The sequence below is a fragment of the Actinokineospora inagensis DSM 44258 genome, assembly GCF_000482865.1.
GTDB classification, from domain to species: domain Bacteria; phylum Actinomycetota; class Actinomycetes; order Mycobacteriales; family Pseudonocardiaceae; genus Actinokineospora; species Actinokineospora inagensis.
Genome location: NZ_KI519517.1, coordinates 201732 through 227017, shown reverse-complemented (window position 1 = coordinate 227017; position 25286 = coordinate 201732). Strand labels below are relative to the sequence as shown.

General features: G+C 71.9%; 12 protein-coding genes, 2 pseudogenes and 1 other annotated feature. Of the genes and pseudogenes, 5 read left to right on the top strand and 9 right to left on the bottom strand.

Features of this window, described 5'->3' with window-relative positions:
- Nucleotides 1–27: 27 nt before the first annotated feature.
- A complete protein-coding gene (locus H504_RS0128930; RefSeq protein ID WP_245614495.1) occupies nucleotides 28–2337 on the bottom strand; it encodes an ATP-binding protein in 2310 nt (769 codons plus the stop codon).
- 143 nt (nucleotides 2338–2480) lie between these two features.
- On the opposite strand from H504_RS0128930, the gene H504_RS0128925 reads away from it, so the two are divergent.
- The 3 genes from H504_RS0128925 to H504_RS0128915 all read left to right on the top strand — a co-directional run bounded on the left by H504_RS0128925 (nucleotide 2481) and on the right by H504_RS0128915 (nucleotide 5395).
- The gene (locus tag H504_RS0128925; protein WP_051386390.1) at nucleotides 2481–3743 is read left to right on the top strand and encodes a sensor histidine kinase; all 1263 of its coding nucleotides are present in this window, start codon (nucleotides 2481–2483) and stop codon (nucleotides 3741–3743) included.
- Nucleotides 3731–4378: a response regulator gene (locus tag H504_RS0128920; protein WP_026425633.1), complete on the top strand. Its 648-nt coding sequence runs from the start codon at nucleotides 3731–3733 to the stop codon at nucleotides 4376–4378. The genes H504_RS0128925 and H504_RS0128920 overlap by 13 nt, the downstream gene beginning before the upstream one ends.
- 240 nt (nucleotides 4379–4618) lie before the next feature.
- Nucleotides 4619–5395, top strand: a complete 777-nt coding sequence (locus H504_RS0128915) for a hypothetical protein (RefSeq protein ID WP_026425632.1) — start codon at nucleotides 4619–4621, stop codon at nucleotides 5393–5395.
- 60 nt (nucleotides 5396–5455) lie between these two features.
- Here H504_RS0128915 and H504_RS0128910 read toward each other — a convergent pair whose 3' ends face one another.
- Entirely contained in the window at nucleotides 5456–7078 is a 1623-nt protein-coding gene (locus H504_RS0128910) for a carbohydrate binding domain-containing protein (protein WP_026425631.1), read from the bottom strand.
- 994 nt (nucleotides 7079–8072) lie between these two features.
- Between H504_RS0128910 and H504_RS37575 the strand changes: the two are divergent.
- Nucleotides 8073–9302 (top strand): annotated as a pseudogene (locus tag H504_RS37575) (IS3 family transposase).
- Nucleotides 8351–8478 (top strand) — a sequence feature (AL1L pseudoknot). It overlaps the preceding pseudogene by 128 nt.
- 355 nt (nucleotides 9303–9657) lie before the next feature.
- Here H504_RS37575 and H504_RS0128890 read toward each other — a convergent pair.
- Nucleotides 9658–10239 (bottom strand): TetR/AcrR family transcriptional regulator, encoded by a 582-nt coding sequence (locus H504_RS0128890; RefSeq protein ID WP_026425630.1) that lies wholly within the window; start codon nucleotides 10237–10239, stop codon nucleotides 9658–9660.
- A 51-nt stretch (nucleotides 10240–10290) separates the two neighbouring features.
- Here H504_RS0128890 and H504_RS0128885 point away from each other — a divergent pair, with 51 nt between their 5' ends.
- Nucleotides 10291–11448 (top strand): cytochrome P450, encoded by a 1158-nt coding sequence (locus H504_RS0128885; RefSeq protein ID WP_026425629.1) that lies wholly within the window; start codon nucleotides 10291–10293, stop codon nucleotides 11446–11448.
- Between the two features lie 354 nt (nucleotides 11449–11802).
- On the opposite strand, the gene H504_RS0128880 is transcribed toward H504_RS0128885, so the two are convergent.
- The 6 genes and pseudogenes from H504_RS0128880 to H504_RS37555 all read right to left on the bottom strand — a co-directional run.
- Nucleotides 11803–12564: a thioesterase II family protein gene (locus tag H504_RS0128880; RefSeq protein WP_026425628.1), complete on the bottom strand. Its 762-nt coding sequence runs from the start codon at nucleotides 12562–12564 to the stop codon at nucleotides 11803–11805.
- A complete protein-coding gene (locus tag H504_RS37565; RefSeq protein ID WP_051386364.1) occupies nucleotides 12561–14216 on the bottom strand; it encodes a non-ribosomal peptide synthetase in 1656 nt (551 codons plus the stop codon). The genes H504_RS0128880 and H504_RS37565 overlap by 4 nt, the downstream gene beginning before the upstream one ends.
- Nucleotides 14213–15820 carry a cytochrome P450 family protein gene (locus tag H504_RS0128870; RefSeq protein WP_026425627.1) on the bottom strand — a complete coding sequence of 536 codons (1608 nt, stop codon included), beginning with the start codon at nucleotides 15818–15820 and terminating at the stop codon, nucleotides 14213–14215. Before H504_RS0128870 ends, H504_RS37565 begins: the two co-directional genes overlap by 4 nt.
- 132 nt (nucleotides 15821–15952) lie before the next feature.
- On the bottom strand, nucleotides 15953–18058 hold the full coding sequence (locus tag H504_RS37560) for a LuxR C-terminal-related transcriptional regulator (RefSeq protein WP_157440695.1): 2106 nt from the start codon (nucleotides 18056–18058) through the stop codon (nucleotides 15953–15955).
- 104 nt (nucleotides 18059–18162) lie between these two features.
- The gene (locus tag H504_RS0128860) at nucleotides 18163–21369 is read right to left on the bottom strand and encodes a S8 family serine peptidase (RefSeq protein WP_051386363.1); all 3207 of its coding nucleotides are present in this window, start codon (nucleotides 21367–21369) and stop codon (nucleotides 18163–18165) included.
- Nucleotides 21370–21391: 22 nt separating this feature from the next.
- A pseudogene (locus H504_RS37555) lies at nucleotides 21392–25270 on the bottom strand (type I polyketide synthase); the annotation flags it as partial.
- Nucleotides 25271–25286 lie beyond the last annotated feature (16 nt).

Genomic DNA, 25286 nt, shown 5'->3' with positions numbered 1-25286 from the left:
CCGCGAACCCGGTGGAGCGCAACGGGATTACGAACCGGGCAGCAGGTCCAACTCGGCCAGTGCGCGCTGCCTGATGCCGTGCGCGGTGACCTCGGTCGAGGTGTCCAGCGCCAACCGCAGGCAGGTCCGTGCGTTCTCGTACGCGCCGAGTTGGCGCCAGGCGGTGCCCTCCCCCAAGGCGCATTCGGCGACCTCGACCATGAACCGGCCGCCCTGGGCGTACTCGCGGGCGGACTGGAACAGGTCGATCGCCTCGCCCCAGCGTTCCAGGGCGACCAGCACCCGCGCGATGGACGAGGTGGTGACCGAGCGCAGGAACAACTGGATCTCCAGGTTGGCGCTGTCCCGGTGCGCGTCCGCGTCGACGAGCACGGACCGGTGCACCGCCAACGCCTCCTCGTACTGGCCGAGGTCGCGCAGCACGTGGCCGAGGAAGTTGCGGCTGGTGCACTGGCCGATCCAGAAGCTGAACACGTGCGCGAACGAGGTCGCCAGCCGGGCGTGCTCCAAGGCCTCGTCCAGCCTGCCCAGCACCCGCAGGCAGCCCGCGATGTAGATGTGCGCCCAGCCCTGCTCCGGCTCGTCGCCCGCTTCCGTGGCGACCGCCAGGGCCTGCCGCAGGGTCAGCAGCGAAGCCTCGGTCTCGCCGTTGCACCGGCGTTGCGCCCAGCCGACGAAGTTGAGCAGCTTGGCCTCGGCCGACCGGTCGCCCAACGCCCGCGCCGCGGTGACGCCGTGCGAGAAGATCTCCTCCCAGGGGCGTTCCTGGCTGCGGCCGTCGGAGTACCAGTGCATCGCCTTCGCCAGGTCGAGCACGGCCCGGTGCCGACCGAGCCGGGCCGCCGTGCGCAGCGCGGCCAGCCAGTTGGGGCCCTCGACCTCCAACCACTGGGCCGCCTCCAGCCGGGACGCGAACTGGCCGGTCTCCAGGACCTCCGGGAAGAACACCCGCCCCGCCGACACCGCGGTGCCGAGCAGGTAGTCGAGCACCGCGTCGACGATGGCGCCCCGGTCGGCCTCGGTCTCCTCCGCGGCCAGCCGCTCCCCCGCGAACAGCCGGATCAGGTCGTGGAACTGGAAGCGGCCGGGGGTGGACGCGGTGTGCAGCAGGCTCGCGTCGACCAGCTCGTCCAGCAGTCCGGGCACCCCGGCCGCGCCGGACACGACCTCGGCCAGTTCCACGCCGAAATCCGGACCGGGGATCGCCGCGAGCCGCCGGAACACCGGTCTGGCCTCGGCGGAGAGCCGCCGGTAGGACACGTCGAACGCGGAGCGGACCTGCAGGTCGCCGACCGAGAGCGACCCGAGCCGGGTGCGGTCGTCGCGCAACTGCTCCACCAGGTAGCCCAGCGGCCACCGCGGCCGGGTGGCCAGCCGGTTGCCGACGATCCGCACCGCCAGCGGCAGGTTCCCGCACAGCGCGGCCAGTTCCGCGGCCGCCGCGGGCTCCGCGCGCACCCGATCGGGGCCCGCGATGACCCCCAGCAGCTCGATCGAGGCCGCCTGGGGCAGCGGGTCCAGCCACACCCAGCGCGCGGTCTCCAGCCCGCCCAGCGCGCGGCGGCAGGTGATCAGGGTGAGGCAGCCGGGGTTGGTGACCAGCAGCGGGCGCACCTGGGCCTCGTCGGCGGCGTTGTCCAGCAGGATCAACACGCGCCGACCGTCGAGCACCATCCGCAGCATCGCCGACTGCTCCTCCCGGGACACCGGGACGTGCTGGGCCGCCACGCCGAGCGCGCGCAGCAGCCGGTCGAGCGCCATCCGCGCGGACACCGGGGTCTCGTCCACGCCGCGCAGGTCGACCGCGTAGCAGCCGTCCGGGAAGTGCGGCCGCAACTGGTGCACGGCGGACACGGCGAGCGTCGTCTTGCCGACCCCGGGCTGCCCGACCACGGCGACAACCGGACTGTGGTCCGCCGCAACCCGGATCTCGGCCAGTTCCCGGTCCCGGCCGCGCAGGTCGGTCACCGGCTGGGGCACCGCGCACGGCGGCCCGACCGGGGAGGCGACCCGCCTGCGGCCGTCGCGGGCGGCCGTCAGGAACGCGTCGCGGTCGCCACCGGTCAGGCTCAGCGCGTCGGCCAGCAACTCCGACGACCGCCGCTGGGCCGCCTGGGCCCGCCCGCGTTCGAGGTCGCGCAGCGCGCGCACGCTCAGCCCGGAGGCGGCCGCCAGCCGCTCCTGGGTGAGCCCGGCCGCACGCCGGTGCTCCAGCAGGAGCCTGCCGAAGGTCGAGGACTGTTCGGCGGCCTTCTCATTCGTGTCGTTCTCGCGCATGTCGTCCACCACCGCCCATTCAACCGGCAGTTCGACCGGCAGCCAAACACGGCTGCCCATTCGCACCCCGCTCCGTGCCTGTCCGTGCTCGCCCGGGTCGGTTCCGGTCAACCCGTTACGGCACAGGCGATCGGTTGGCCGGTGAGACCGGGGTCACCCGGGTCGGCGTCCACTGTGGTCCGATGGCGACCCGGACCGGGCGGATGCCGCACAATCACCGGGTGAGCCCTCCCCCGACCCGACTGCTCGGCAGGCACTGGCGAGCGGTGCGGTACCTGCTCGTCGGCGGCGGCACGGCGGCGCTGTCGTTGGCGGCCGTCCTCGGGTTGCTGCTGGTGGTGGCGCTGTGCGCGGTGTTCGGGCTGGGCCTGCCGGTGCTGCCCGAGGCGGCGCGGCTGGGCCGGTGGCTGACCGGCGTCGAGCGGCGCCGGGTCGCGCGGGCCACCGGGACGCCGATCCCGGAGCCGCACCGAGTGGTGACCGGGCCGTTGCGGACCCAGGTCCGGATCATTGTCACCGACCCGGCCACCCGCCGGGACCTGGCCTGGATGGTGTTGCACGGCCTGTCCGGCCTGCCGTTCGCGGTCCTGGCCGTGGGGCTGCCGTTGGGCGCGGTCAACCAGTGGTTGATCCCGGCGTACTGGTGGCTGGTGCCGGGTGGTGTGCCCAGCGGGTTCGACTACCAGGTGAACTCGTGGTCACGCGCGGGGATCGCTGTCGGGTACGGAATCATCTATGCCGCTCTGGCGCTCTTGGTCCTTCCCGCCGCGTTCCGCGGACAGGTCCGTCTAGCGGGGTGGCTGCTGCGGCCCGCGGACGGCGTGGTGCTGTCGGACCGGGTGGCCGAGCTGACCGCGTCGCGGGCCGCCGCCCTGGACGCGCACGGCGCGGAACTGCGTCGGATCGAACGCGACCTGCACGACGGCACCCAGGCCAGGATCGCCGCGGTGATCATGCAACTGGGCATCGCCGAGCAGTTGCGCGGGCGCGACCCGGACGCCGCCTTCGACCTGATCCGCACGGCGCAGGACACAGCGACCAGCGCACTGGCCGAACTGCGGGACGTGGTGCGCAGCATCTACCCGCCGGTGCTCTCCGACCGGGGGCTCGACGGCGCGGTGACCGCGCTGGCCGCCCGCTGCCCGATCCCCTGCGCACTGGACATCGCCGACATCGGGCGCCGCCCGGCCGCGGTCGAGGCGGCGGCGTACTTCATCGTCGCCGAGGCGCTGACCAACATCACCAAGCACTCCGGCGCCACCGGCGCCGCGATCGCCCTGCACGCCACGGAGGACACCCTGCGGATCACGGTGAGCGACAACGGGCACGGCGGTGCCGACGAGGACCTGGGCAGCGGCCTGGTCGGCATCCGCCGCCGGGTCGAGGCGCTGGACGGGCGCACCGGGTTGACCAGTCCGGCCGGTGGGCCGACCGAGCTGCGGGTGGAGCTGCCGTGCGGGTCATGATCGCCGAGGACGACGCCCTGCTGCGCGAGGGGCTGGTCCTGTTGCTGCGCACCGCGGGCATCGACGTCGTCGCGGCCGCGGACAACGCCGACGACTTCCTGGCCGCGGTGACCGCGGACCGCCCGGACATCGTGGTGGTGGACGTGCGGTTGCCGCCGACGTTCACCGACGACGGGTTGCGGGCCGCGGCCGAGGCGCGGCGGCGGCACCCCGGGCTGCCGGTGCTGGTGCTGTCCGCGTTCGTGGAGAACAGCTACGCGGCCGAACTGCTCGCCGACGGGGCGGGCGGCGTCGGCTACCTGTTGAAGGAACGGGTCGGGCGGGTCGAGCAGTTCCTGGACGCGCTGCGCCGGGTCGCCAAGGGCGGCACCGCGATGGACCCCGAGGTCATCGCGCAACTGCTGGTGCGGCACCGGGCGGACGACCCGCTGGCCACGCTGACCCCGCGCGAGCGCGAGGTGCTGGCGCTGATGGCGGAGGGGCACGGCAACGGCACCATCGGTGAGCTGCTGTTCGTCAGCGACGGGGCCGTGCACAAGCACATCCGCAGCATCTTCGGCAAGTTGAACCTGCCCAGCGACGAGGCGGGGCACCGACGGGTGCTCGCGGTGCTGGCCTACCTCAACGCGAAATAGGGGTGTTGACCACGCCCGGGTGACACGGTCCGTCCCGAACGGGGCGACCGTGACCTCCCGGTGGGCCACGGCGGCCTGGATTCCCGAACGAGTGGGTACCGATCAGGGGCAACCCCCTGTTGTCGACTGCGCTGCGTGCCAACTGAGCGGTGCACCCGTCTCGCACCCGAGCGGGCACCCGACCCGCTCCCCTGGCCCGCGAATCTGGTTTCACCAAGCCAGAACCGAAGGGACAGTCCAATGCGCCGCTCGATCACCACCATCGCCGCCACCATCCTGGCCGCTTCCGCGGTGGTCGTCACCGCGCAGGGCACCACCTCCGCCACCATCGCCGCCACCGACAACCAGGTGCGCGTCGAGGCCGAGGCCATCACCTTCAACGGCGACGCCTCCGCCGCCACCACGAGCACCGCCGCCGCCGACACCGCCTGCACCGACACCACCTACGCCACCAAGTCCTGGAAGGTCAGCGGCACCCTGACCTGGCTGTACAACGGCACCGGCGTCCCGGCCAACATCTCCGGCACCGCGCTCGACACCATCAAGACCGCGTCCAACACCGTCGCCACCGGCGCCAACCGCTGCGGGATGCCCGCCAACTTCACCACCGTCTACGCCTACGGCGGCACCACCACCCTCAAGCCGCAGGTCGACGCGAACGGCGCCTGCACCGGCAACGACGGCAAGTCGGTCACCGGCTGGGGCACCCTCCCGGCCAAGACCCTCGCCTACACCTGCACCTACTACAACGCCAAGGGCGTCGTCGTCGCCTCCGACACCCTCATCGACAACACCGCGTACACCTGGTTCACCAGCAAGCCCGCCAACTGCACCGGCGCCCAGTACGACCTGCAGACCACCCTCACCCACGAGCGCCTGCACACCGCCGGTCTCGCCCACGTCGACCAGACCAAGGACGCCGCCCAGGTGATGACCCCGGCCAGCTCCCCCTGCGACATCTCCCGCCGCCTCCTCGGCGCCGGTGACTACGCGGGCCTCAAGTCCATCAACGGCTGATCCCCAGAGCGAAGCCCCCTCCCGGAGTTCCGGGAGGGGGCTTCGTCCATTCTGGACGCCTCAGCCGGTGAAGCCCGCCGTGATCGAGGTGAACTGCCAGTTCGGGCGGTCGCGGTTGACGGCCCAGTAGGTGAAGCGGCCGATGTGGTGCGAGTTGCCCCAGTCGCGGATCTTGGTCCAGATCTCCGGGGTGGTGTTCTCGCCCTGGTCGCTCTGGTTGTTCATGCCGGAGATGCCGATGTGCGCGTAGGCCTGGGCGTCGGTCCAGCCGAAGGTGGACTTCAGCTTGGTCTTGAGGCCCTCGGTGGCGTTGATGGTGTTGCCGTACATGTCGGCGCCGCCACCGAAGTCGAACGGCATGATGGTGAAGTTGTCGATGTCGGCGTTGAGCGCCTTGGCCTGCTCGATCAGGCGGTTGCCCCACGAGTTCGGGCCGGTGGTGAGGGTCGGCATGGTCAGGATCGTGTGGAAGCCGGGGTTCTTGGCCTTCACGATCTTCAGCGCGGACAGGATGCGGTCCTGCACCGCGGGCGCCTCGAACTCGTCGGTGTTCTCGATGTCGACGTCGACGGCCTTGAGCTTGTAGGCGTCGATCACCTTCTGGTAGGCACCGGCCAGCGCCTCGGGGGTCGAGCAGTTCGGGCCGAGCTTGTTGCCGCTCCAGCCACCGATCGACGGGACGACGTCACCGCCGTTGGCACGCACGGCCTTGATGAAGGTCTCGTCCGCGCCACCGGTCAACGGGCGTTGGCTGTCCCACGACGGGCTGCAGCCGTTCTGGGCGAGGATGAACGCCATGGTGAACCACTTGACGCCGGTCGGCTTCATGACCTCGGGCGCGGTCGGCGGGTTCCCCCAACCGAGGTAGACGTACGGCGCGGCCTGGATGAACCGCGGACCGGGGTCGCCAGGCCCGTCGTCCTTGCTGGTCGTCGCGCTCACCGGCGCCGACGCGGTCGAGACGTTGCCCGCGGCGTCACGGGCGCGGACGGTGAAGCTGTAGGCGGTGCTCGGCGACAGACCGCCCACGGTCGCGCTGGTGCCGGTGACCGCGGTGGCCTGGCCGTCGCGGACGACGTCGTAACCGACTACGCCGGTGTCGTCGGTCGAGGCGTCCCAGGCGAGCGAGACGCTGTTCGAGGTGACACCGGTGACCCGCGGGTTGCCCGGCGTGGTGGGGGGCTGCGTGTCGCCGCCGCCACCGCCGGGACCGTCGAGGACGAAGTCGTCGGCGTAGTAGGTGCCCTGGCCGTACCACCCGTGGATGTAGATCTCGGCGGTGGTCTGGCTCGCGGTCGTGGTGAAGGTGAACCCGAGCTGCGCGTAATCGGCGGCATACGTCCACCGCGACGCGCCACCGGTCACGCCGAGGTTGACGAAGTTGCCGCGCACCCACACGGAAAGCGAGTACGTGGTACTCGGCTTGACGGCCACGGTCTGCGCACACCGCGCGATGTCACCCCCGGTCGCCGCGCCCGCGAGCGCCTTGCTCCCCCCGTGCACCGGCGAACCGACCACCGACCCGGCACCCGCCGAACAGGTCCACGGTGACAGGGAACCGGACTCCAACCCGGGATTGGACAACAGGTTCGCCGCCTCAGCGGTGGTCGGCGCGACCACCAACCCCAAGACGGTGAACGCGACCGCGCTCAGACCGGCCAACAAGCGATGTCGGGTACGCACAGGACCTCCCGGGACCGTGGCGGAACTGCGAACAACGCGGCCGCGCCGCGCCTGGCCCGATCCGCCGGGGCGGGAACCCGGACAATTGGTCTGGACCATAGTCGGATTGAAGTGCAGCCCCGACCGGGGTGTCAACCTTTTGGAAAACTGGCAACACACCAGAGTGACCCGCCCAAAACCCCTTACCCACCCGGCGATCCACCCGATCGAGCCCTTGACGCCAACCCCCACCGGACTCCAGCCAGACCCCTCCCACCCGGGGCCGGGGGCCCATTCCTGAGGCTATCAAGATCGGCGACCTGTCAAGGGCCGCGCGGATTCGCTGTGGACAACCACCCGAGATGTGGACAACCCTCCAGTACCTCAGCCGACCACAGATGCGGCGGACGACCAGCCACGCAACGCGCAACCACAGATGGTGCGGACAACCACCTACGCCGCGACCAACCACGAGCGCCGCAGCCGACCACAGACACTGTCGGCCATCACGGACACTGCGACCGTCCATGAACCCTGCGACCGACCACGGGCACTGCGACCATCCACGGGCACTGCGACCATCCACGGGCACTGTGGGCAATCACAGACACTGCGACCGACCACGGCGTTACCACCGAACCAAAGGCACTGCGAGCGACCACGGCATTGCCGCCAAAGCACCGACACTGCCGCCAACAGGGACACTCCGACCAACCACAGAGCGGGATCTCCATGGCCGCGCACAGGCCCGGCACAAGGCCCGCGTCGGCGGCGGACACTGCCGCCAACCACAGGCAGTGCCGCCAACCACAGACGCCACGACCAACCACGGCCCCTGTGGCGATCGGCTGCGACGAGGCGTTGGACCAGCGCGGTGCGACTCGATCGGGTACCGCGCCACGGATCTGCTTGACGTACCGGCCGTCGTGGTCCAGACAGGGGCCCACCCACCCGGGGTCGGGGCTGAACCGCCCCGGGTTTGGTGGGGACTTCATTGCTTGTGGAGGATGGAGTCATGGCAGGTACGTCACGGCACTCGGCCGAGGTGCGTCAGCGGGCGGTGCGGCTGGTTCAGGAGCATCGGGGCGAGTACCCGTCGTGGTAGGCGGCGGTGTGCTCGATCGCGCCGAGGTTCGGGGTGACCCCGGAGACGTTGCGTAAGTGGATCAGGCAGGCCGAGGTCGACCACGGTGCCCGTCCCGGGACCACGACGGAAGAGTCCGCGGAACTCAAGCGCCTCAAGCGTGAAGTGGCGGAACTGAAGCGTGCCAACGAGATTCTCCGGTCGGCGGCGACCATCTTCGCGGCGGAGCTCGACCGCCCCACGCAACGGTGATCGACTACATCGACCGCACAAACAGGAGTTCGGGGTCGAGCCGATCTGTCGCGTCCTGCGCCGGACAGGCGTGACGATCGCCCCGTCCACCTACTACGCCGCCAAGGCCCGCCCCGCCTCGACGCGAGCGGTGCGCGACGAGAACCTCAAGAACGAGATCTTGTCCGTGTGGCGGGACAACTACCAGGTCTACGGAGCGCGCAAGATCTGGACCGCGTTGCGCCACAAGGGGATCACGGTCGCCCGGTGCACCGTCGAGCGCCTGATGCGTGAACCGGGCATCAGCGGCGTGGTCCGCGGCCGTCCCCGCCGCACCACGATCCCGGCCAAGGACGGGCGCCGCGCAGGCGACCTGGTCGACCGGGACTTCACCGCCGGACGCCCGAACGCGTTGTGGGTGGCGGACTTCACCTACGTGCCCACCTGGTCGGGCACCGTCTACGTCGCGTTCGTCATCGACGTCTTCTCCCGCCGGATCGTGGGCTGGAAGGCCGACACCACCATGCACACCACGCTCGTGCTCGACGCGCTGAAAAATGGCATTGTGGACACACAGGTCACCCGATCACGGCGGGCTTGATCCACCACTCCGACGCGGGCAGTCAATATACGTCTTTGACTTTCACCGACCACCTTCTCGCGGCCGGGATCGACACCTCGATCGGCTAGGTGGGCGATGCCTACGACAACGCCCTGGCCGAGTCGACCATCGGGCTCTACAAGACCGAACTGATCAACCGCCAAGGCCCCTGGCGCACCCGTGACCAGGTCGAATACGCCACCCTGGAATACATCGACTGGTACAACAACCGGCGGCTACACAGCAGCATCGGACCCCTGGCACCCACCGACGTCGAGACCGTCTACTACCGTCAACACCAGCCAACCCCGGCTGGATCAGCCAACTAAACGAGTCTCTATCGAACCCGGGGCGGTTCAGTGCCATTCCTGACGATAGCGCGAAACGCGAGTTGTCAAGGGGGAGTGGGGTGGGGTGTGGACAACCGGGCGGAGTGTGGACAACTGCCTCGGGTCGACGGGCGGGCCGGGCGGGGCGTGGTGCGGCAATGACTCCAGGACGGGGCCGAGATCTGGGGTCCATGTCAACGGTCCGGTGGTGTCACCGAATCTGGTGACCCCGGATCATGGGTTCGGCCGGGGGCGTAAGTCATGCCGGCCCCGGCGATCAACGGCCCATCGCCGGGGCCACGAAAAGGTCACGGGGGCACGGATGGGCGTCCGGCGGACGGGGACCGCGACAGGGCTACTCCATTGTGGACAGTTGGGCTGCTTCGATGACGGCTCGGATTGTGTGGTGGATGCGGGTGGCGGCGGTGGTGGGGTTGGGTTGGCCGGCGTCGAGCCAGGTGAGGACGGCTTCGATGGCGACTACCGGGACGAGGCGGGTGGCCCAGTCGAGCCAGGGGCCCGGGGGGATGGCGGTGGCGAGGTGGCGGGCGGCGACGTCGGTGGAGGTGGTGGTGAGGCGGTCGACGTAGTCGCGGAAGTCGGGTTCGCGGGTGGCGTGGCGGAAGAGGAGGCGGAAGCCGTCGGGGTCGGTGGCGGCGGCGCGGAGGAGGGCGGGGACGGCAGTGGCGTCGTACTGGGTGTCGCCGGGGCCGACGGTGGTGGCGAGGTGGTCACAGGCGCGGTCGAGGACGGCGCGGTAGAGGTCGGTTTTGGAGGCGAAGTGGCGGTAGAGGATCACGTGGGTGACACCGGCCTCGGCGGCGACGTGGTCGAGGCCGGTGGCGGCGAAACCGGTGCGGGCGAACGCACGGGTGGCGGCGGTCAGGATCTGCTCGCGGCGTTCGGCGCGGGGCAGCCTGCGGCGCTCGGGGCTCACCCGGTGAGGCTATGTTGTTAAGGTCATCTTGTACAAGAGGGGGTAGACCACGTGATCCCACAGTTACCGTTCGCACAGCCGGGGCCGTTGGCGATGCCGCCGGAGTTGCGGGAGCTGCAGTCGGCGGGTGCCGTGCACCGGGTGCGCACGGCGGTCGGGCACGAGGCGTGGCTGGTCACCGGGCACGCCCGGGTGCGGCGGCTGCTGGACGACGACCGTCTCGGGCGTTCGCACCCGGACCCCGAGCGGGCGGCGCGGACCGGGGACTCGGCGTTGTTCGGCCGCCCGCTTGGCAACTTCGACACCGAGCCGGTCGACCAGGCTCGGGTGCGGGCACTGCTCCAGCCGCACTTCTCGCCCCGGCACATCCGCGCGCTGCAGCCCCGGGTCGACGCGCTGACCGCCGAACTCCTGGACGACCTGGAAGCCGCCGGACCACCCGCCGACCTACACCGCAGGCTCGCCGAACCGCTGCCCGTCCTGGTGATCTGCGAACTGCTCGGCGTCCCCTACGACGACCGCGACCGGTTCCGCGGCTGGACCGAGGACGCCGCCAACACCCGGGACCGGGACCGCTCGATGCGCGGCCTGGGAGCGTTGTTCGCATACGGCAGGGAGTTGGTCGCCCGCAAACGGGCCGACCCCGGTGACGACGTGATCTCCCGGCTGACCGACATCCCCGACCACGAGGCGGCGATGCTGGCCATGACGCTGCTGTTCGCAGGCCACGAGACGACCGTCGTCCAGATCGGCCTGGGCGCCGTGACGCTGCTGACCAACCTCGACCAGTGGCAGGCCCTCGTCGACACCCCCGACCTGGTCCCCCAGGCCGTCGAGGAGATCCTGCGCTCCCCCGTCCGCGGTGGCAGCGGCATCCCCCGCTACGCCCGCACGGACTTCGAGATCGACGGCACCGCCATCCACACCGGCGACCTGGTCCTGCTCAGCACCACCGCCGCCAACCACGACCCGACCGTGTTCCCCGACCCGGACGCCGTCCAGTTCACCCGCCCGGCCAACCACCTCACCTTCGGCCACGGCGCCCGCTACTGCATCGGCGCCCCACTGGCCCGCCTCGAACTACGCGCGGTCTTCACCCAACTGGCCACCCGCTTCCCCACCCTCCGCCTGGCCACCGCCATCGAGAACCTGACGATGCGGGAGAACGTGCTCACCGGAGGCCTGACCGCGCTCCCGGTCCACTGGTAATCGCCTCATCCACAAACTCCCCGACCAGCACCACTACCCGCGACACACGCGGGAAGAAGTGGCCGCCCCACCCGATCGAGCCCTTGACGCCAACCCCCACCGGACTCCGACCGGGGGCCGGGGCCAGTCAAATTCCGACGATAGCGCGAAACGCGGGTTGTCGAGGGAGGAGTGGGGTGGGGGCCGGGCGGGCTTCGGCGAGGAGTAAATACTCCACTGTGGACAGAGGGGCTGCTTCGATGGCGGCTCGGATTGTGTGGTGGATGCGGGTGGCGGTGGGGTTGGCCCGCGTCGAGCCAGGTGAGGACGGCTCGGCCACCGTTGTCGAGGATCTGACGACGTGGGAGGGCCTGCTTACCGGAAGCTGGAACACGCACCCGGCCCACTGCCAAGCACCTCATCCACAAACGCGACCACCTCCGCCACTACCGCAACCCGCGACGTACGCGGGAAGAAGTGGCCCTCGCCGATCTCGCGTCGGGTGAACTTGCCGACGGTGTAGTGCTGCCAGTGTTCCAGGTCGGCCGCTGTGGCGTTGGGGTCGTTGGCACCGCCGAGGGTGAGGATGGGGCAGGTCAGGGGTGGGGGGAGGGCGGCGGGGTAGGCGCGGCGGATGCGGAGGGTTGTGCGGAGGTCTTCGGCCAGCCAGGTGGCGAAACGGTGGTCGGACAGGAGGTCGGGGTCGGCGCCGCCGGTGTCGAGGACCCAGCGCAGGAGGGTTTCGTCGTCGTCGGTGGTGACCGGGGCGCGGGCGGCTTGCAGGTGGGGTGGGACGGAACCGGCGACGACCAGGCCCGCGAGGGGGAGGCCGCGGGACTCGGCTCGGTGGGCGAGTTCGTAGCCGACGAGCGCGCCGAAGCTGTGGCCGTAGATCACCCACGGGGTGTTGTCGCTGGGGAGCTGCAAGACCAGGGGGTCGGCGAGTTCGGCCATCGTGGCGGCGGGGGTCTCGCGGATGCGGCGTTCGCGGCCAGGGAGCAGCGCCGCCCACAGTTGCGCCCAGTCGGGCAGCCGCCAGGAGGAGAACTCCGAGGCGCCGGTTCCCGCGCCGCCCAGGCACACCAGCCGGACCCGGGCCGAGTCGAGCGGGGCGACGCGGGGGAACCACGCGGTCATCGGGCCGCCGCCACGATCTCGGCCAGTTCGCGGACCGTGGGGTGCTCGAACACGTCGACCGGGCTGAGCCGCACCCCGAGCTCGGTGTCCACCCGGCGGATCAGCCGGGCCACCAGCACCGAGGTCATCCCGAGCAGGAACAGGTCCTCGTCGAACCGTTCCGCGCCAACGGGTTGACCGTCCAGCAGGTCACCGACAACCGCGGCCACCTCGGCTTCCAGCGGGGACGCGGCGGCCGCGCCCGCCAGCGACTCCGGCTCGGGCAGGGCCTGCTGGTCGACCTTCCCCCAGGCGGTGCGGGGAAGTTCGGGCACGTCGACGTACCGGGTGGGCACGAGGTACGCGGGCAGCCGCTCGGACAGCCAGTCGCGCAGGGCGGCGGCGGGCGCGGGCGTGCCGTGCGGGACGACGTAGGCGATCAGCCGCTGGTCACGGGCGATGACGGCGCAGTCGTGCACCGAGGGGTGACCGTGCAGGACGGCCCGCGCCTCGCCGGGTTCGACGCGGTAGCCGCCGATCTGGACCTGGTCGTCGCGGCGGCCGGTGAAGTAGAGGACCCCGTCGGCGTCGATCTCCGCGTAGTCCCCGGACTTGTAGAGGACCTCGCCGTCGACCTCGACGAACCACTTCGCGGTCAGCTCCGGTTGACCCAGGTAGCCCGCGGTGACCCCGAGGCCGCCCAGGTACATCTCGCCCTGACCACCGGGGGCGACCGGTCGTAGTTCGTCGTCGAGCACCCGGACCGCGTCGGGGGCGATGGGCTTGCCGATGGGGACGCGGCGGACGTCGGGCGGGATGACGGCGAACGCGCTGCAGATGGTGACCTCGGTGATGCCGTACCCGTTGACCAGCCGCCTGCCGTTCGCCCACACCCGGGCCAGTTCCGGTGTCAACTCCTCCCCCGCGCTGATCACAAGGCGCAGTCCGGGGAGTTCGGCCGGGTCGAGGTCGGCCAGCCGGGTCGGGGTGGTGACCAGGGCGGTGACCTCGCGCTCGCGCAGGAAGTCCGTCAGCACGGCGCCCGGTTCCGGCACCTCCACCCGCGCCCCGATCGCCAGCGGCACCGCGAACTCGAACACGGCCGCCTCGACGTGCAGCGGCGCCAGCATCGCGAACCGGTCGGTGGCCGCGATGCCGAACCCGTGCTCCCCCATGGTCACGATCTGCGGCACACCCCGGTGCGGGACCAGGACTCCCTTGGGGGCACCGGTCGAGCCGGAGGTGTAGACCACGTAGGCGAGGTCCGCCGGGACCGGGACCGGATCGGTGCCGACCACGTCAACCTCGGGTTGCGTCCCGTTGACACCCAGCCGCAACCGCACCCTCGCGTCCGCCAGCAACTCGGCACGGCGAGCGGGCGGCTGCACCGGGTCGAACAGCAGGAACGCCGCCCCCGCCCGCCACACCCCCAACGCCAGGCAGATCACCAATGCCGACCGCGGCGCGTCGATGGCCACGATCTCCCCTGGTGTCACACCGTGCTCGGCCAACAGGTCCGCGACGGATTGGGACACCGCGTCGAGTTGACGATAGGTGATCTCGCCGTCCGGCCCGCGCAGGCACGTCTGGTCTGGGTTCGCGCGGACGTGGTCCAGGACGCGGTCGACCACGGAGGCCGCCAAGGGGTCCAGCACGGGGTTCAGGACGGTCATCGGGACTCCGTGGGGTTCAGGGTGACGGGGAGGCTGGTCAGGGCAGGCAGGTTGGAATTTCCGTTGTGCGGGGCGGGTTCGGCGGAGGCGCGCGTCGGGCAGACCTGGGCGAGGCGGTCGAACATGACCGTGGCCTCCAGTTCCGCCATGGCGGCGCCCGCGCAGCGGTGGGGGCCGATGCCGAACGAGAGGTGGCGGGCCGGGGGTGGGGCGTCGGCGGACCAGTTGGCGGAGGCGAGGAGGACCAGCACCGAGTCGCCGGGTTCGATCTGGTGGCCCGCCAGGGTGGCGCGGGTGGTGGCGACCCGGCCGACGAAGCGGGAGGGAGTGGTGTGGGCGAGGGCTTCGGGGACGGTGTGGGGCGGGGTGCCGGGGTTGTCGAGGGCGTGGTGCAGGGAAAGCGTGAGGAAACCGGGCATGGTTTGGTGGCCGGAGGCGATGAGCATGACCAGGTTGGCGGCGATGTCCTCGTCGGGCAGGTCGGCGGCGGCGGTGATGAAGGCGGTGGCGCCGTCCTCGGTGGGGGTGGCGCGGCGGGAGTGGACGAGATCGATGGCGTAGGCGTGCAGGGCTCGTGCTCGGGCGAGGACCGTGGCGTCCGTGGCGGGGTTGAGGCCGCCGACGATGTCGGTGATGGCGTCGGAACCGGCGCGCAGCAGCGGGAGGTCTTCGTCGGGGAGGCCGAGCAGGCGGCCGAGGACGCGCAGGGGAAACGCGGCGGCGACCCCGGCGAAGTCGAGGGTGACCGGCGCGGCGGGGAGCAGTTCGGCGGCCAGTTCACGCATCCACGGTTCGAGGGCGCGGATGCGGCGGGGGGACAGCACGACCTGCACCAGCCTGCGCAACCGCTGGTGGTCGGGGCCGTCGGTGGACAGCATCATCCGCGCCGCCATGGCATCCAGGTCGGTGGCGCCGGGCTCGGTGGGCTCGGTGGGTGCGGTGGGTGCGGGTCCAGTGGCAGTGGACGCGGTGACGGCGGGCTCGATCGACGCGGTGGCCGTGGGCACGGTGGCGGCAGCCGTGGACGCGATCGACGCGGTGACGGTGGGCCTGGTGACAGCGGACTCAACGGGCTCGGTGACGGCGGGTTCAGCGACGGTGGACGCGGACGCGACGGTGGCGGTGGGCCTGGTGACGGCGGACTCGACAGGCTCGGCGGCGGGTTCAGCGACGGTGGACGCGGTGGCCGCAGACGCGACGGTGGCGGTGGACTCAACGGGCTCGACAGCGGCGGGATCGACGGGATCGGCAGTGGGCTCGGTGACGGCGGGTTCGATCGATGCGGTGACGGCGGGTTCAGTGACGGCGGACGCAGTGGCGGCGGACGCGGTGGGCTTGGCGGGCTTGGCGGCGGGTTCAGTGGCGGTGTAGGAGGCGCGGTGGGCGGAGAAGCGGGGGTCGGCGAGGACGGCGGCGGCCTCGGTTGGGCCGCAGACCAGCCAGGCGGCCACGTACGGGTCCCAGTGCACCGGGCCGCGGTCGGCCAGGGCGCGGAACAGGGCCCTGGCCCGCTCCTCGCCGCCGCGGGCGGTGAGCGAGAAGACGCTCAGCTCGCGGGGGCAGGCCGCCGCTCGTCGGGCGGCGTTGATCTGCTGCGGTGTCATGGGTTTCTCCGGGTTCGGCAGGAGACCGGTTCGTCCGGTGTGGACGGTGCCCGGCCCCGCCCGGACTCCCCCCATCCTCGCCGGGCGGGCGGGCGGCGGACCTCCCCCAGCCGTCGACCGGCCCGACGGGCGTTACGAAACCCGCTCGGCCGCGGCGTACCAGACCGCGATCCTGGTGCGGGAACGCAGGTCCAACTTGTTCCCGATGCCCGCGAGGTGCGTTTTCACCGTGTTGACCGAGATCCGCAGCCGCACCGCGATCTGCCGGTTGGTCAACCCGGCCGCCACCAGCGCGGTCACCTCCAGTTCGCGGCCGGTCAACGGGTGGCCGGACGGGCCTGCGGCGGTCACGGGCCCACCGGACCAGTCCGGCGCGGCGTGCGCGACCAACTGCTCCGGGGTCAACGCGCGACCGAAAGCCGCCGACGCCGACGCCCGCGCCGACCCCAGCGCCAGTCGCGACAACTCCATTGTGGACTCGACGCGTCGCCGCCAGTCCGGTTCGACGTCCAGATCGTGGGAAGCCCGCAACCCGGCGGCACCGGTGAACAGGATCAGCGCGCGGTAGTGGTCGTCGCGTACGGCGGCGACCATGGCCAGCGACTCGACGCAGTACGCCGTGTCGCACCGGTAGGCGGCCGTCGCCCGCAACGCGGCGGTGAACCTGGTCTCCGCCCCTTCGAGATCACCACCGGCCAACCTCAGCAGCCCATCCGTGTGCGTGAGCGCTCCCCAGGTGCGCGTGGGCATCGGGGTCGGGATGTCCAACGCCTGGCCGATGATGGCCGCCGCCTCGTCCTCCGCGCCTGCCAACAACAAAGCCCACGCCAGCCCGCGCGAACACCACAACCGATCCCCTGGACTCGCGTGGTGCAGACAACCGCGATAAGCCATGACGGCCTGCGCGCAGTCCCCGCGAAACAGGTGGACCCGCCCGAGGACGTCGAGAGCGCGCGTCAACTGTTCACCTGTGCCCCGACGAGCGGCCGCTTGCGCCAGCCCCACAGCGGTGTCGTGGTCGCGATCGAGTGTGGTGAACCAAGCGAGGGTGGTCAACGCGTCGCTGTGGTGGTCACCGTCCGGTCCCAGCGCGATCGCGCGACGGAGGAGGTCGATGTCGGCGACCTGGTGCCGGACCCACCGCAACCGAGCCAGCGCGACCGCCAGCACCACATGGCGGTCATCGGTCGTGGTGTGCTCGACCGCGGCCGCGAGTGCCGCCTCAGAGAGACCGGAACCGTCGAAGGTCAAGCAACTCACCCGGCCCGCGACCACCTCGACGAGCTTGTCCGCCAACCAGTCCCGCACGGCTCCCTGTTCCCCGCAGGCCGACAACCGCTCAGCGGCATGGCGGCGGATGGTGTTGAGCAGCCGGTACCGCCCAGAAGCGTGCTCCACCAACGACTTCGCCACCAACGCGGGCAACAGGGACGGCTCACCGACCATGGTGCGGTCGAACTCGGCGGGCAGTTCGCCGAGCTGGCGGAACACGCGCTGCTCGGCCGTGCTCAGCAGCCGGTAGCTCCGGTCGATCGCGGCGCGCAGGTCGCGGTCCCCGGCCAGCCGTGCCGCCGACTCGATGGCCAGCGGCAACCCGTCCAGTCGGCCGCACAGGTCGGCGATCTGCCCCGCGTTGTCCTCGGTGATCGCGAAGACCGCCCGCGCGGCGAACAGCTTCCCCGCGCCGGAGGCGAGCAGCGCGGCCATGGTGCGCCCCTTGGGAAGCGCGAGACCGGCCAGCCGGATGACCACTTCTCCCTTGGTGGACAAGGGTTCCCGTCCGGTGACCAACACCCGCAACCGGGGAAACCGGGAAAGCAGGGCGTCGACGAGGTCGGGGACGTCGCCATCGTCCAGCACCACCAGGGTTCGTCCGCGACCGACCACGCTCGCGGCATCGGGACACACATCTCGACCGAGCAGGTGAACAGCGGTACCGGTCAACGAGCCTGCGAACTCCCTGGCGACCCGGGACTTGCCCACACCGGGCGGCCCGGTCAGCGTGACCAGGCGACCGGTCCGGAAACTCCTGGCCAGCAGCGCCAGTTCACGTCGCCTGCCGACGAACAGATCGGGACTGGACGCGGGCGGCACGGTGTTCCCCGCCTCCAGGCGGAGACGGAAAGCCCGCTGCCTGCAGGCGTTCGAGCAGTAGCGGGCCGGTCGACCACCGCGACCGCCCGCGGGTTCCAGCGGTGCGCCGCACACCGCGCAGGTTCGTTCCGGGTCGGTGGGCACCCGGCCAGTGTCGTGCGGCACCTCGGCGCGTGGCTACCGGCGTCACCCGGGTGGCCCGCCGGAGACGGGACCACCCGGGTGATCTCAATCGGTCGATCAGCCGGTCAGCGGAGCTTGTACGCGTCGAGCACGGTCAGTTCGACGGTCTGGCCCGCCTTGTCCGTGGCGACGGCGCGGAGGGAGACCGTGCCGGTCGCGTTGGGGTGGTGCAGGAGGGCGGTGTTGAAGAAGACCGGGACCTTGGTCCAGGTCTTGCCGCTGTCGTAGGAGACCTCGACCGTCAGCGTCTTCGGTGACTGGTAGTCGGTGGTCGCCTGGGGTTGCAGGGCGAACGGGATGACGAACAGCTTGTCCTTGGCGGCCGAGTTGTTCGCGTCGACGGGTGCGAGGACACGCAGCGTGGAGATGGGCAGCGCGGTGTCCGCGTCCGTGTGGCTGGACTTGAAGGTCCACGCGGCCGTCACGTGGGTCGAGGCGTCACCGGTGCCCGGGGTGCGGACGGCGTCCGCGGTCAGCCGGTAGGTGCCCTCGTCCGCGGGGACGTTGAAGGTGGCGGGGGTGGGGTTGGTCCAGTCGCCGACCTTGGTGTCGTTGCGGTAGAGGGAGGTGACGGTGCTGGACAGGGACCCGTTGCCCGCGTTGCCCGAGGCGTCACCGAACAGCGACATCGAGGCGTGGATGGCGTCCTTGTTCCGGCCGACGAACGACTGGCCCTTGGGGACGAGCGGGAACGCGGGCGCGAACACGCCCTGGTTGAACGTCTCGGTGTAGCCGCGGCCCGCCTGGTAGCGGCGCAGCGGGCTCAGGATCGTGTCCTCGGCGGTCGTGCTGCCGGGCGCGGTCTGGATCAGCTCGGTGGTCCAGGCGGCCCCGTCGGCCTCGGTCGTGTAGTACTCGTCGCGGACGTGCGGGAGCGCGTAGGTCTGGTACCCGGGGCTGGAGTCCAGCACGCTGCCCGCGGTCGGGAACGGGAACGCGCCGCGCAGGCCGTTGTGACCGGCGATGGTGGTGCGCAGGTCGGCCCGGACGTGCGCCAGGTCCCGCTTCGACGGGTGCTTGTCCAGACCGTTCGGCAGGCTGCCGTGGCCGAAGTACGCCAGGCCGTAGAAGTCGCCGTTGTCGGCCACCCACTGGGTCTGGATCTTGGTGGTCAGCGCGGTGCCCGCGATCGGGGCGCCGACCGTACCGGTCGAGGTCCGGGTGAGGTCGGTCCCGGCGATGCCGGTCGCGTAGTCGCCGTAGGACAGGGCGACGTCGGCGAAGGTGCCGGTGGCGTCCCGGGTGGGTGGGGTGATGGTCAGCCGCTTGGTCTGCCGGAAGTCGATGGCCACCGTCGCGTCGCCGGTGACGGTGAACGTCGGTTGGAACAGCCAGTTCACCTCGTCGCCGATGAGCACCGAGTTGATCGAGTAGTCACCGGCGGGCAACCGCAGGCGGCCGGACGGCGGCACCGGGTACTGCTTGGCGCCCGCGGCCTTGGACACGAACGTGACGGTGCTGTTCACCGCGGGCTGACCGTCCAGGCCGGTCTGCGGGACGGTGATCTCGTAGGTCTGCACCGAGCGGCCCCAGACGAACGGGGTGCGGACGGTGCCGTTCGGGCCGGTCGCGGTGACGATGCCCGGGTAGAGGCCCTGCACGTTCGCGGCGGCCGGGTTGGCGGTGTAGGTCGCGGTCGCGGTGCCGCCCGCCGGGACGCTCAGGTGCGCGGGCGACACGGACAGCACGGTGGACGCCTTGCCGTTCGGGTCGAGCATGCCGACCTTGAGGTCCAGGGTCGTGTCGGCGGTGCCGGTGTTGCGGTAGGTGACCGTCTTGGTGAAGGTCTGGCCGCCGGTGTCCGGGAGCCGTTCGACGCCCATCTGCACCGAGGCGGGGCTGGCCGACACGGCCTGGGTGATGGCGGCGGCGACGTCGACCCGGCCTGCGCCCTCCTGGAAGATGGTCTGCTGCGCGCCGGGCTTGGCGCTCGCCATCAACACGTCCTTGAGCTGCTCACCGGTCCAGTCCGGGTGTTGCTGGGCGAGGACGGCGGCGGCCCCGGCGACGTGCGCGGCGGCCATCGACGTACCGGTCTCGGCCACGTACTGGCCGTCGCCCTGCGACTGCGCCGAGCGGGCGGCGACAATGGCGAGGCCGGGCGCGGTGATGTCCGGCTTCACCGCGCCGTCGCCGATGCGCGGGCCGCGGCTGGACCAGATGGTGACCTTGTCGGCGCGGTCGACCGCGCCGACGGCGAGCGCGGCGTCGGCGCTGGCGGGTGAGCCGACGGTGCCGCCGCCGTTGAGGCCGTCGTTGCCCGCTGCCACGACGAACAGGGTGCCCTTCTGCGCGGAGATCGTGTTGACCGCGTCCTCAAGGGGGTCGGTGTCCGGCAGGTCGTTCATGCCCAGGCTCAGGTTGACGATCTTGGCGCCCTGGTCGGCTGCCCACTGCATGCCCGCGATGATCCAGGAGTCGCGGCTCATCCCGTCGTCGTCGAAGATCTTGCCGTCGAGCAGGGTGGCGCCGTTGGCGATGCCCTTGTACTTGGCCCCGGTGCCGGCGATGATCGACGCCAGGTGGGTGCCGTGGCCGATCCAGTCCAGTCCGTCCGGCGAGTCGGTGAAGTTCTTCTCGGCCGCGACCTGGGTCGTCAGGTCCGGGTGGGTCGTGTCGACGCCGCTGTCGAGCACGGCGACGGTGACGCCCTTGCCGGTGTACCCGGCCTGCCATGCGGTCGGGGCGCCGATCTGCAGGGCGCTCTTGTCCAGCAGCGGTGTGCGGGTGCCGTCGAGCCAGATCTTGCGCACGCCCGGGGTGTTCACCGCGGCCCAGGCCGACCCGTCCCGGTTGGCGGCGACGGCGGAGGCGTTGATGGACGCCAGGTTCATCGTCGATGCCACGCCCGCGAGGTGCGCGGGGGCCAGACCGGGCTGGTAGGTGACGATCAGCGGCAGGGTCCGGGTGTGCGCGTCGTCGTACTTGTCGGCCAGCAGGGTGTCGATGTCGAACAGGCGCTCGTCGAGCTTGCCGTTCGCGAGCGGGGCGAGCGCGTCGACCGGGACGACGAAGTGGTGGCCGTCGCGCTCGTAGTACTGGAACAGGGTCTTCTGCCGGTTCGGGGCGGGGTGGATCGACCGGTTGCCCAGCGCGTCCACCTCCACCCGGTCACCGGTCAGCAGGGTGACCGAGTGTGACCAGGCCGTGGCCGGGGCACCTGCCGCTTCCGCCGGGGCGAGGTGGACGCCGCTCAGCACGGTGCCGAGCGCGACGGTGGCGATGGCCGCTCTGGCCGCGCGCGCCGTCGTGCGCCTCCTGGATGTAAGCATGGTTCCTCCGAACCGGGTTGGGCTATGCGAGTTCCGCACGGAGGCACTCGGCCACCGCAGCAGGTGTGGGGTGGTCGAAGACCAGGGTGGGCGGCAGCGCGACGCCGGTGGCGAGGCTGAGCCGGTTGCGCAGCTCGACCGCGGTGAGCGAGTCGAAACCCAGGTCGCGCAGCGCCGCCCCGGCGGGGACTGCGGCGGCACCCGGTCGGCCGAGGACGACCGCGACGTGCGCGCGGACCAGGTCCAGCAGGCTGTCCAGGTCGGTGCCCACTGCCGGGGTGGGCTCTTGGCGGGCGGCCATGTGCCGCAGCGGCGGCGGCACGACCGGCCAGACCCGCAGCGCGGCCGGGTCCAGTTCGACCGCCGCCAGCACGGGCTCCGGGGTGCGCAGCGCGGCGCCGACCAGCACTCGCTTGTCCTCTGTGGACAATGGGGTCACCCCGAGGTGGCCTTCTTCCGCCGGACCCCAGGCGATCGCCTTGGCGGGCAGGCCGTGGGTGGCGCGGCGGCGGGCGAGGGAGTTGAACGCGGCGGCGGGCACGGCGCCCTTGCCGCCGAGCAGACCGTTGGCGGAGCTGGAGAGTACGAACAGGGCGAGGCCTGCCTCTGCGGTGAGCTCGTGCAGGGCCAAGGCGTCGTCGTAGCGGGTGCCCGCGTAGACGACACCGGCCAGTGAGTCCACTTGGGCCAGTGCGCGCGGGATGTCGTCATCGGTGAACCGGATCGGCGCCGTGTCGGTCAGGTCCGGCAGTGGGTGGCCGAGCACGAGGAGGTCGCGGGCGCCGAGGTCGGTCATGGCGCGGGCGAACATCGCGCGGTCGGCATCGGTGCCGCCTGCGATCAGCACGGTGCCGTGGCCGAGGTCCGGCGCCGGGCACTGCCCGGTCGCCGGGACCAGCCGGGGCTCGTGGACCCCGTCCGCGCGGACCACCAACTGGTCCCCCGCGCCGACGACCGCGGCCACGGTGGCCGCGGGCTCGGCGGTCGGCAGGTGGACCAGCTTGACCTGACCGGGGTGGACGAGTTGGGCCGAGCGCACGTACCCCCAGACCGCGGCGGCCGCCGGGTCGTCCGGCGACTCGCCCCGCGTCACCACCACCGGCCGGGCGCCCGCCCACGCCGGGTCGGTGCGCCAGCGGGTCAGCAACCCGGACACCTCGCGCAGCGCGTCGACGGTTTCCCGGGCGGTGATCGGCAGCACGAGCAGGCCGGACGGCTCAGCCGGGGCGTCCTCGGCCCAGACCACCTCGGCCGGGACCGGGTCCACCTTCGTCCACTGTGTACTCATCAGCGCGCCGAGCGACCGCCGTTCGGCCGGGATCCAGTAGCGGGACCGCTGGAACGGGTACCCGGGCAGCGCGACCGGCCGGTCCGGCAGGCCACCCAGCAGCGACGACCAGTCGACGCCGACCCCGGACACGTGCGCGGTGGCCAGGTTGGTCAGGAACCGGTTCGGCGTGCCGTCGTCGCGCTGGATGGTGGCGATGACGGCGTGGCTGGTGTGCGTGGTGTGCCCGTGCAGGTTGCGGTGCAGCGCCGGGTTGAGGATCGGGTGCGGGCTGCAGTCGACGAACGCGGTGTGGCCGCGGGCCAGCAGCGTGGCGACGGCCCGGTCCAGCCGGACCGGGGCACGCAGGTTGCGGTACCAGTAGTCGGCGTCGACGATGTCGACCTCGGCGCCGGTGACCGAGGAGATCATCGGGATCTTCGCGGCCAGCGGGGTGATGTCGCGCAGTTCGTGCCGCAGCGCGGTCTCGACGACCTCCACGTGCGGGCTGTGCGAGGCGTAGCCGATCGGAGTCCGGCCCGCCCGCACGCCGTGCTCGTCGCAGTACGCGAGCAGGGCGTCGAAGATCTCGGGGGTCCCGGAGACGACGACCGACGTGGGCGCGTTCACCGACGCCAGCCACACCCCGGTGCTCGGACAGCCATCCGCCCCGCAGCCGGTGCCGTCCACGCCGTTCGACCTGCGGATGGTGTGCGCGGCCTGGTGGACCCACCCCCAGGGCGCGTGCACCCAGGCCATCGCGCCGCCGTCGAGCGCGGCGACCAGCCGGGACCGGGTGACCGCGACCCGCATGGCGTCACCCAGCGACAGCGCGCCCGCGACGCAGGCGGCGGCGACCTCACCCTGGGACTGCCCGGCGACCGCGTCGACCCGGATACCGCAGGCCTGCCACATGGCGGCGAGCGAGACCATCACGGCGAAGAGGGTGGGCTGCAGCACGTCCACCCGGCGCAGGGCGTCCGGGTCCGACAGCACCGCGCGGACGTCCCAGTCGACCAGGTGGGAAAGCTCTTTGGCGCACTCGGCCATCCGATCGGCGAACACCCCGCAGGAGGCGAGCAGGTCCTCCCCCATGCCGACCCACTCCGAGCCCTGGCCGCCGAACACCAGGACCGCCCCGGAACCGCCCCGGCCGACGTCGCCGGGACCGACGACGAGCTCACCCGCGCCCGGGTCCCCGTCGACCAGCGCACCGAGCCCGGCCACCGCGGTCTGGTCCGAGTGGGCGAGCACGACGGCGCGGTGGCCCAGCACCGGCCTGCGCGTCAACGACACGCCGACTCCGCCGGTGCTGCCGCCGGGTAAGGACTCCTTGAGCAGGTTCGCCTGCGCCCGCAGCGCGGCGGCGGAAGCTGCGGAGAGCAGCAGCGGCACGGTCGGGCTGATCAGGCCGAGACCGGGGTCGGGGCGCGAAGGACGTTCCGGGGCGACCTGCTCGGGTGCCTGTTCGAGGACCACGTGCGCGTTGGTCCCGCTGATGCCGAACGCGGACACGCCCGCGCGGCGCGGCTGTCCGTGGTCGGGCCAGGCCACTTGGTCGCGCAGCAGCGAGATCGGCCCCCACTCGACGCCGGAGCACGGCTGTTCGATGTGCAGGGACTTGGCGAGCACACCGCGGCGCAGCCCGGCGATCGTCTTGATCACGCCGGCGACCCCGGCGGCGGCCTGGGTGTGCCCGATGTTCGACTTGACCGACCCCAGGTACAGCGGCCGGTCCCGGCCCGGTCCGAAGGTGGCCGCCAGCGCCCGCGCCTCCACCGGATCACCAAGCTGGGTGCCGGTCCCGTGCGCCTCCACCGCGTCCACATCGGACGGTCGGAGCCCGGCGTCGGCGAGCGCGGCGGCGATCACCCTGGCCTGGGCGTCCGCGTCGGGAGCGGTCAGCCAGCCCGCGGCGCCGTCGGAGTTGACCGCGGACCCGCGCACCACGGCGAGCACCCGGTGGCCCAGTTCCCGCGCGCGGGACAGCCGTTCCAGCACGAGTACCCCGGCGCCCTCGGACGGCCCGAACCCGGCCGCCCCCTCGGCGAACGCGCGGCACCGGCCGTCCGGGGAGATGGCGCCCATCCGGGCGAACTCGGTGAAGGTGGTGGCCGTCGACATGACCGTCACACCGCCCGCCAGCGCGACCTCGGCCTCGCCCCGCCGCAGCGACTGGACGGCCAAGTGCAACGCCACCAGCGACGACGAGCACGCCGTGTCGATGGTCAGCGCGGGCCCGGTGAGCCCGAAGGTGTGCGCGATCCGCCCGGACACGACGCTGGTCGCGCTGCCCAACCCCAGGTGCCCGGCGACCTCGGCAGGCACCGAGCGCAGCCGGGCGGCGTGGTCGTGGTGGGCGACGCCGACGAACACGCCGGTCAACTCGTCCGCGCCCGGGGTGAACCCGGCGTCCTCGAACGCCGACCAGCACACCTCCAGCAGGACCCGCTGCTGCGGGTCCATGCCGAGCGCGGCGCGCGGGCTGACGCCGAACAGGTCGGCGTCGAAGTCGAGGGCGTGGTCGAGGAACCCGCCGCCGGTCAGGCCGCGCTGGTCCCAGCCGCGGTCGGTCGGCGGGCCGGACACGACGTCCCGGCCCGCCGCGACCACGTCCCACAGGTCGTCCGCCGAGGCGACCCCGCCCGCG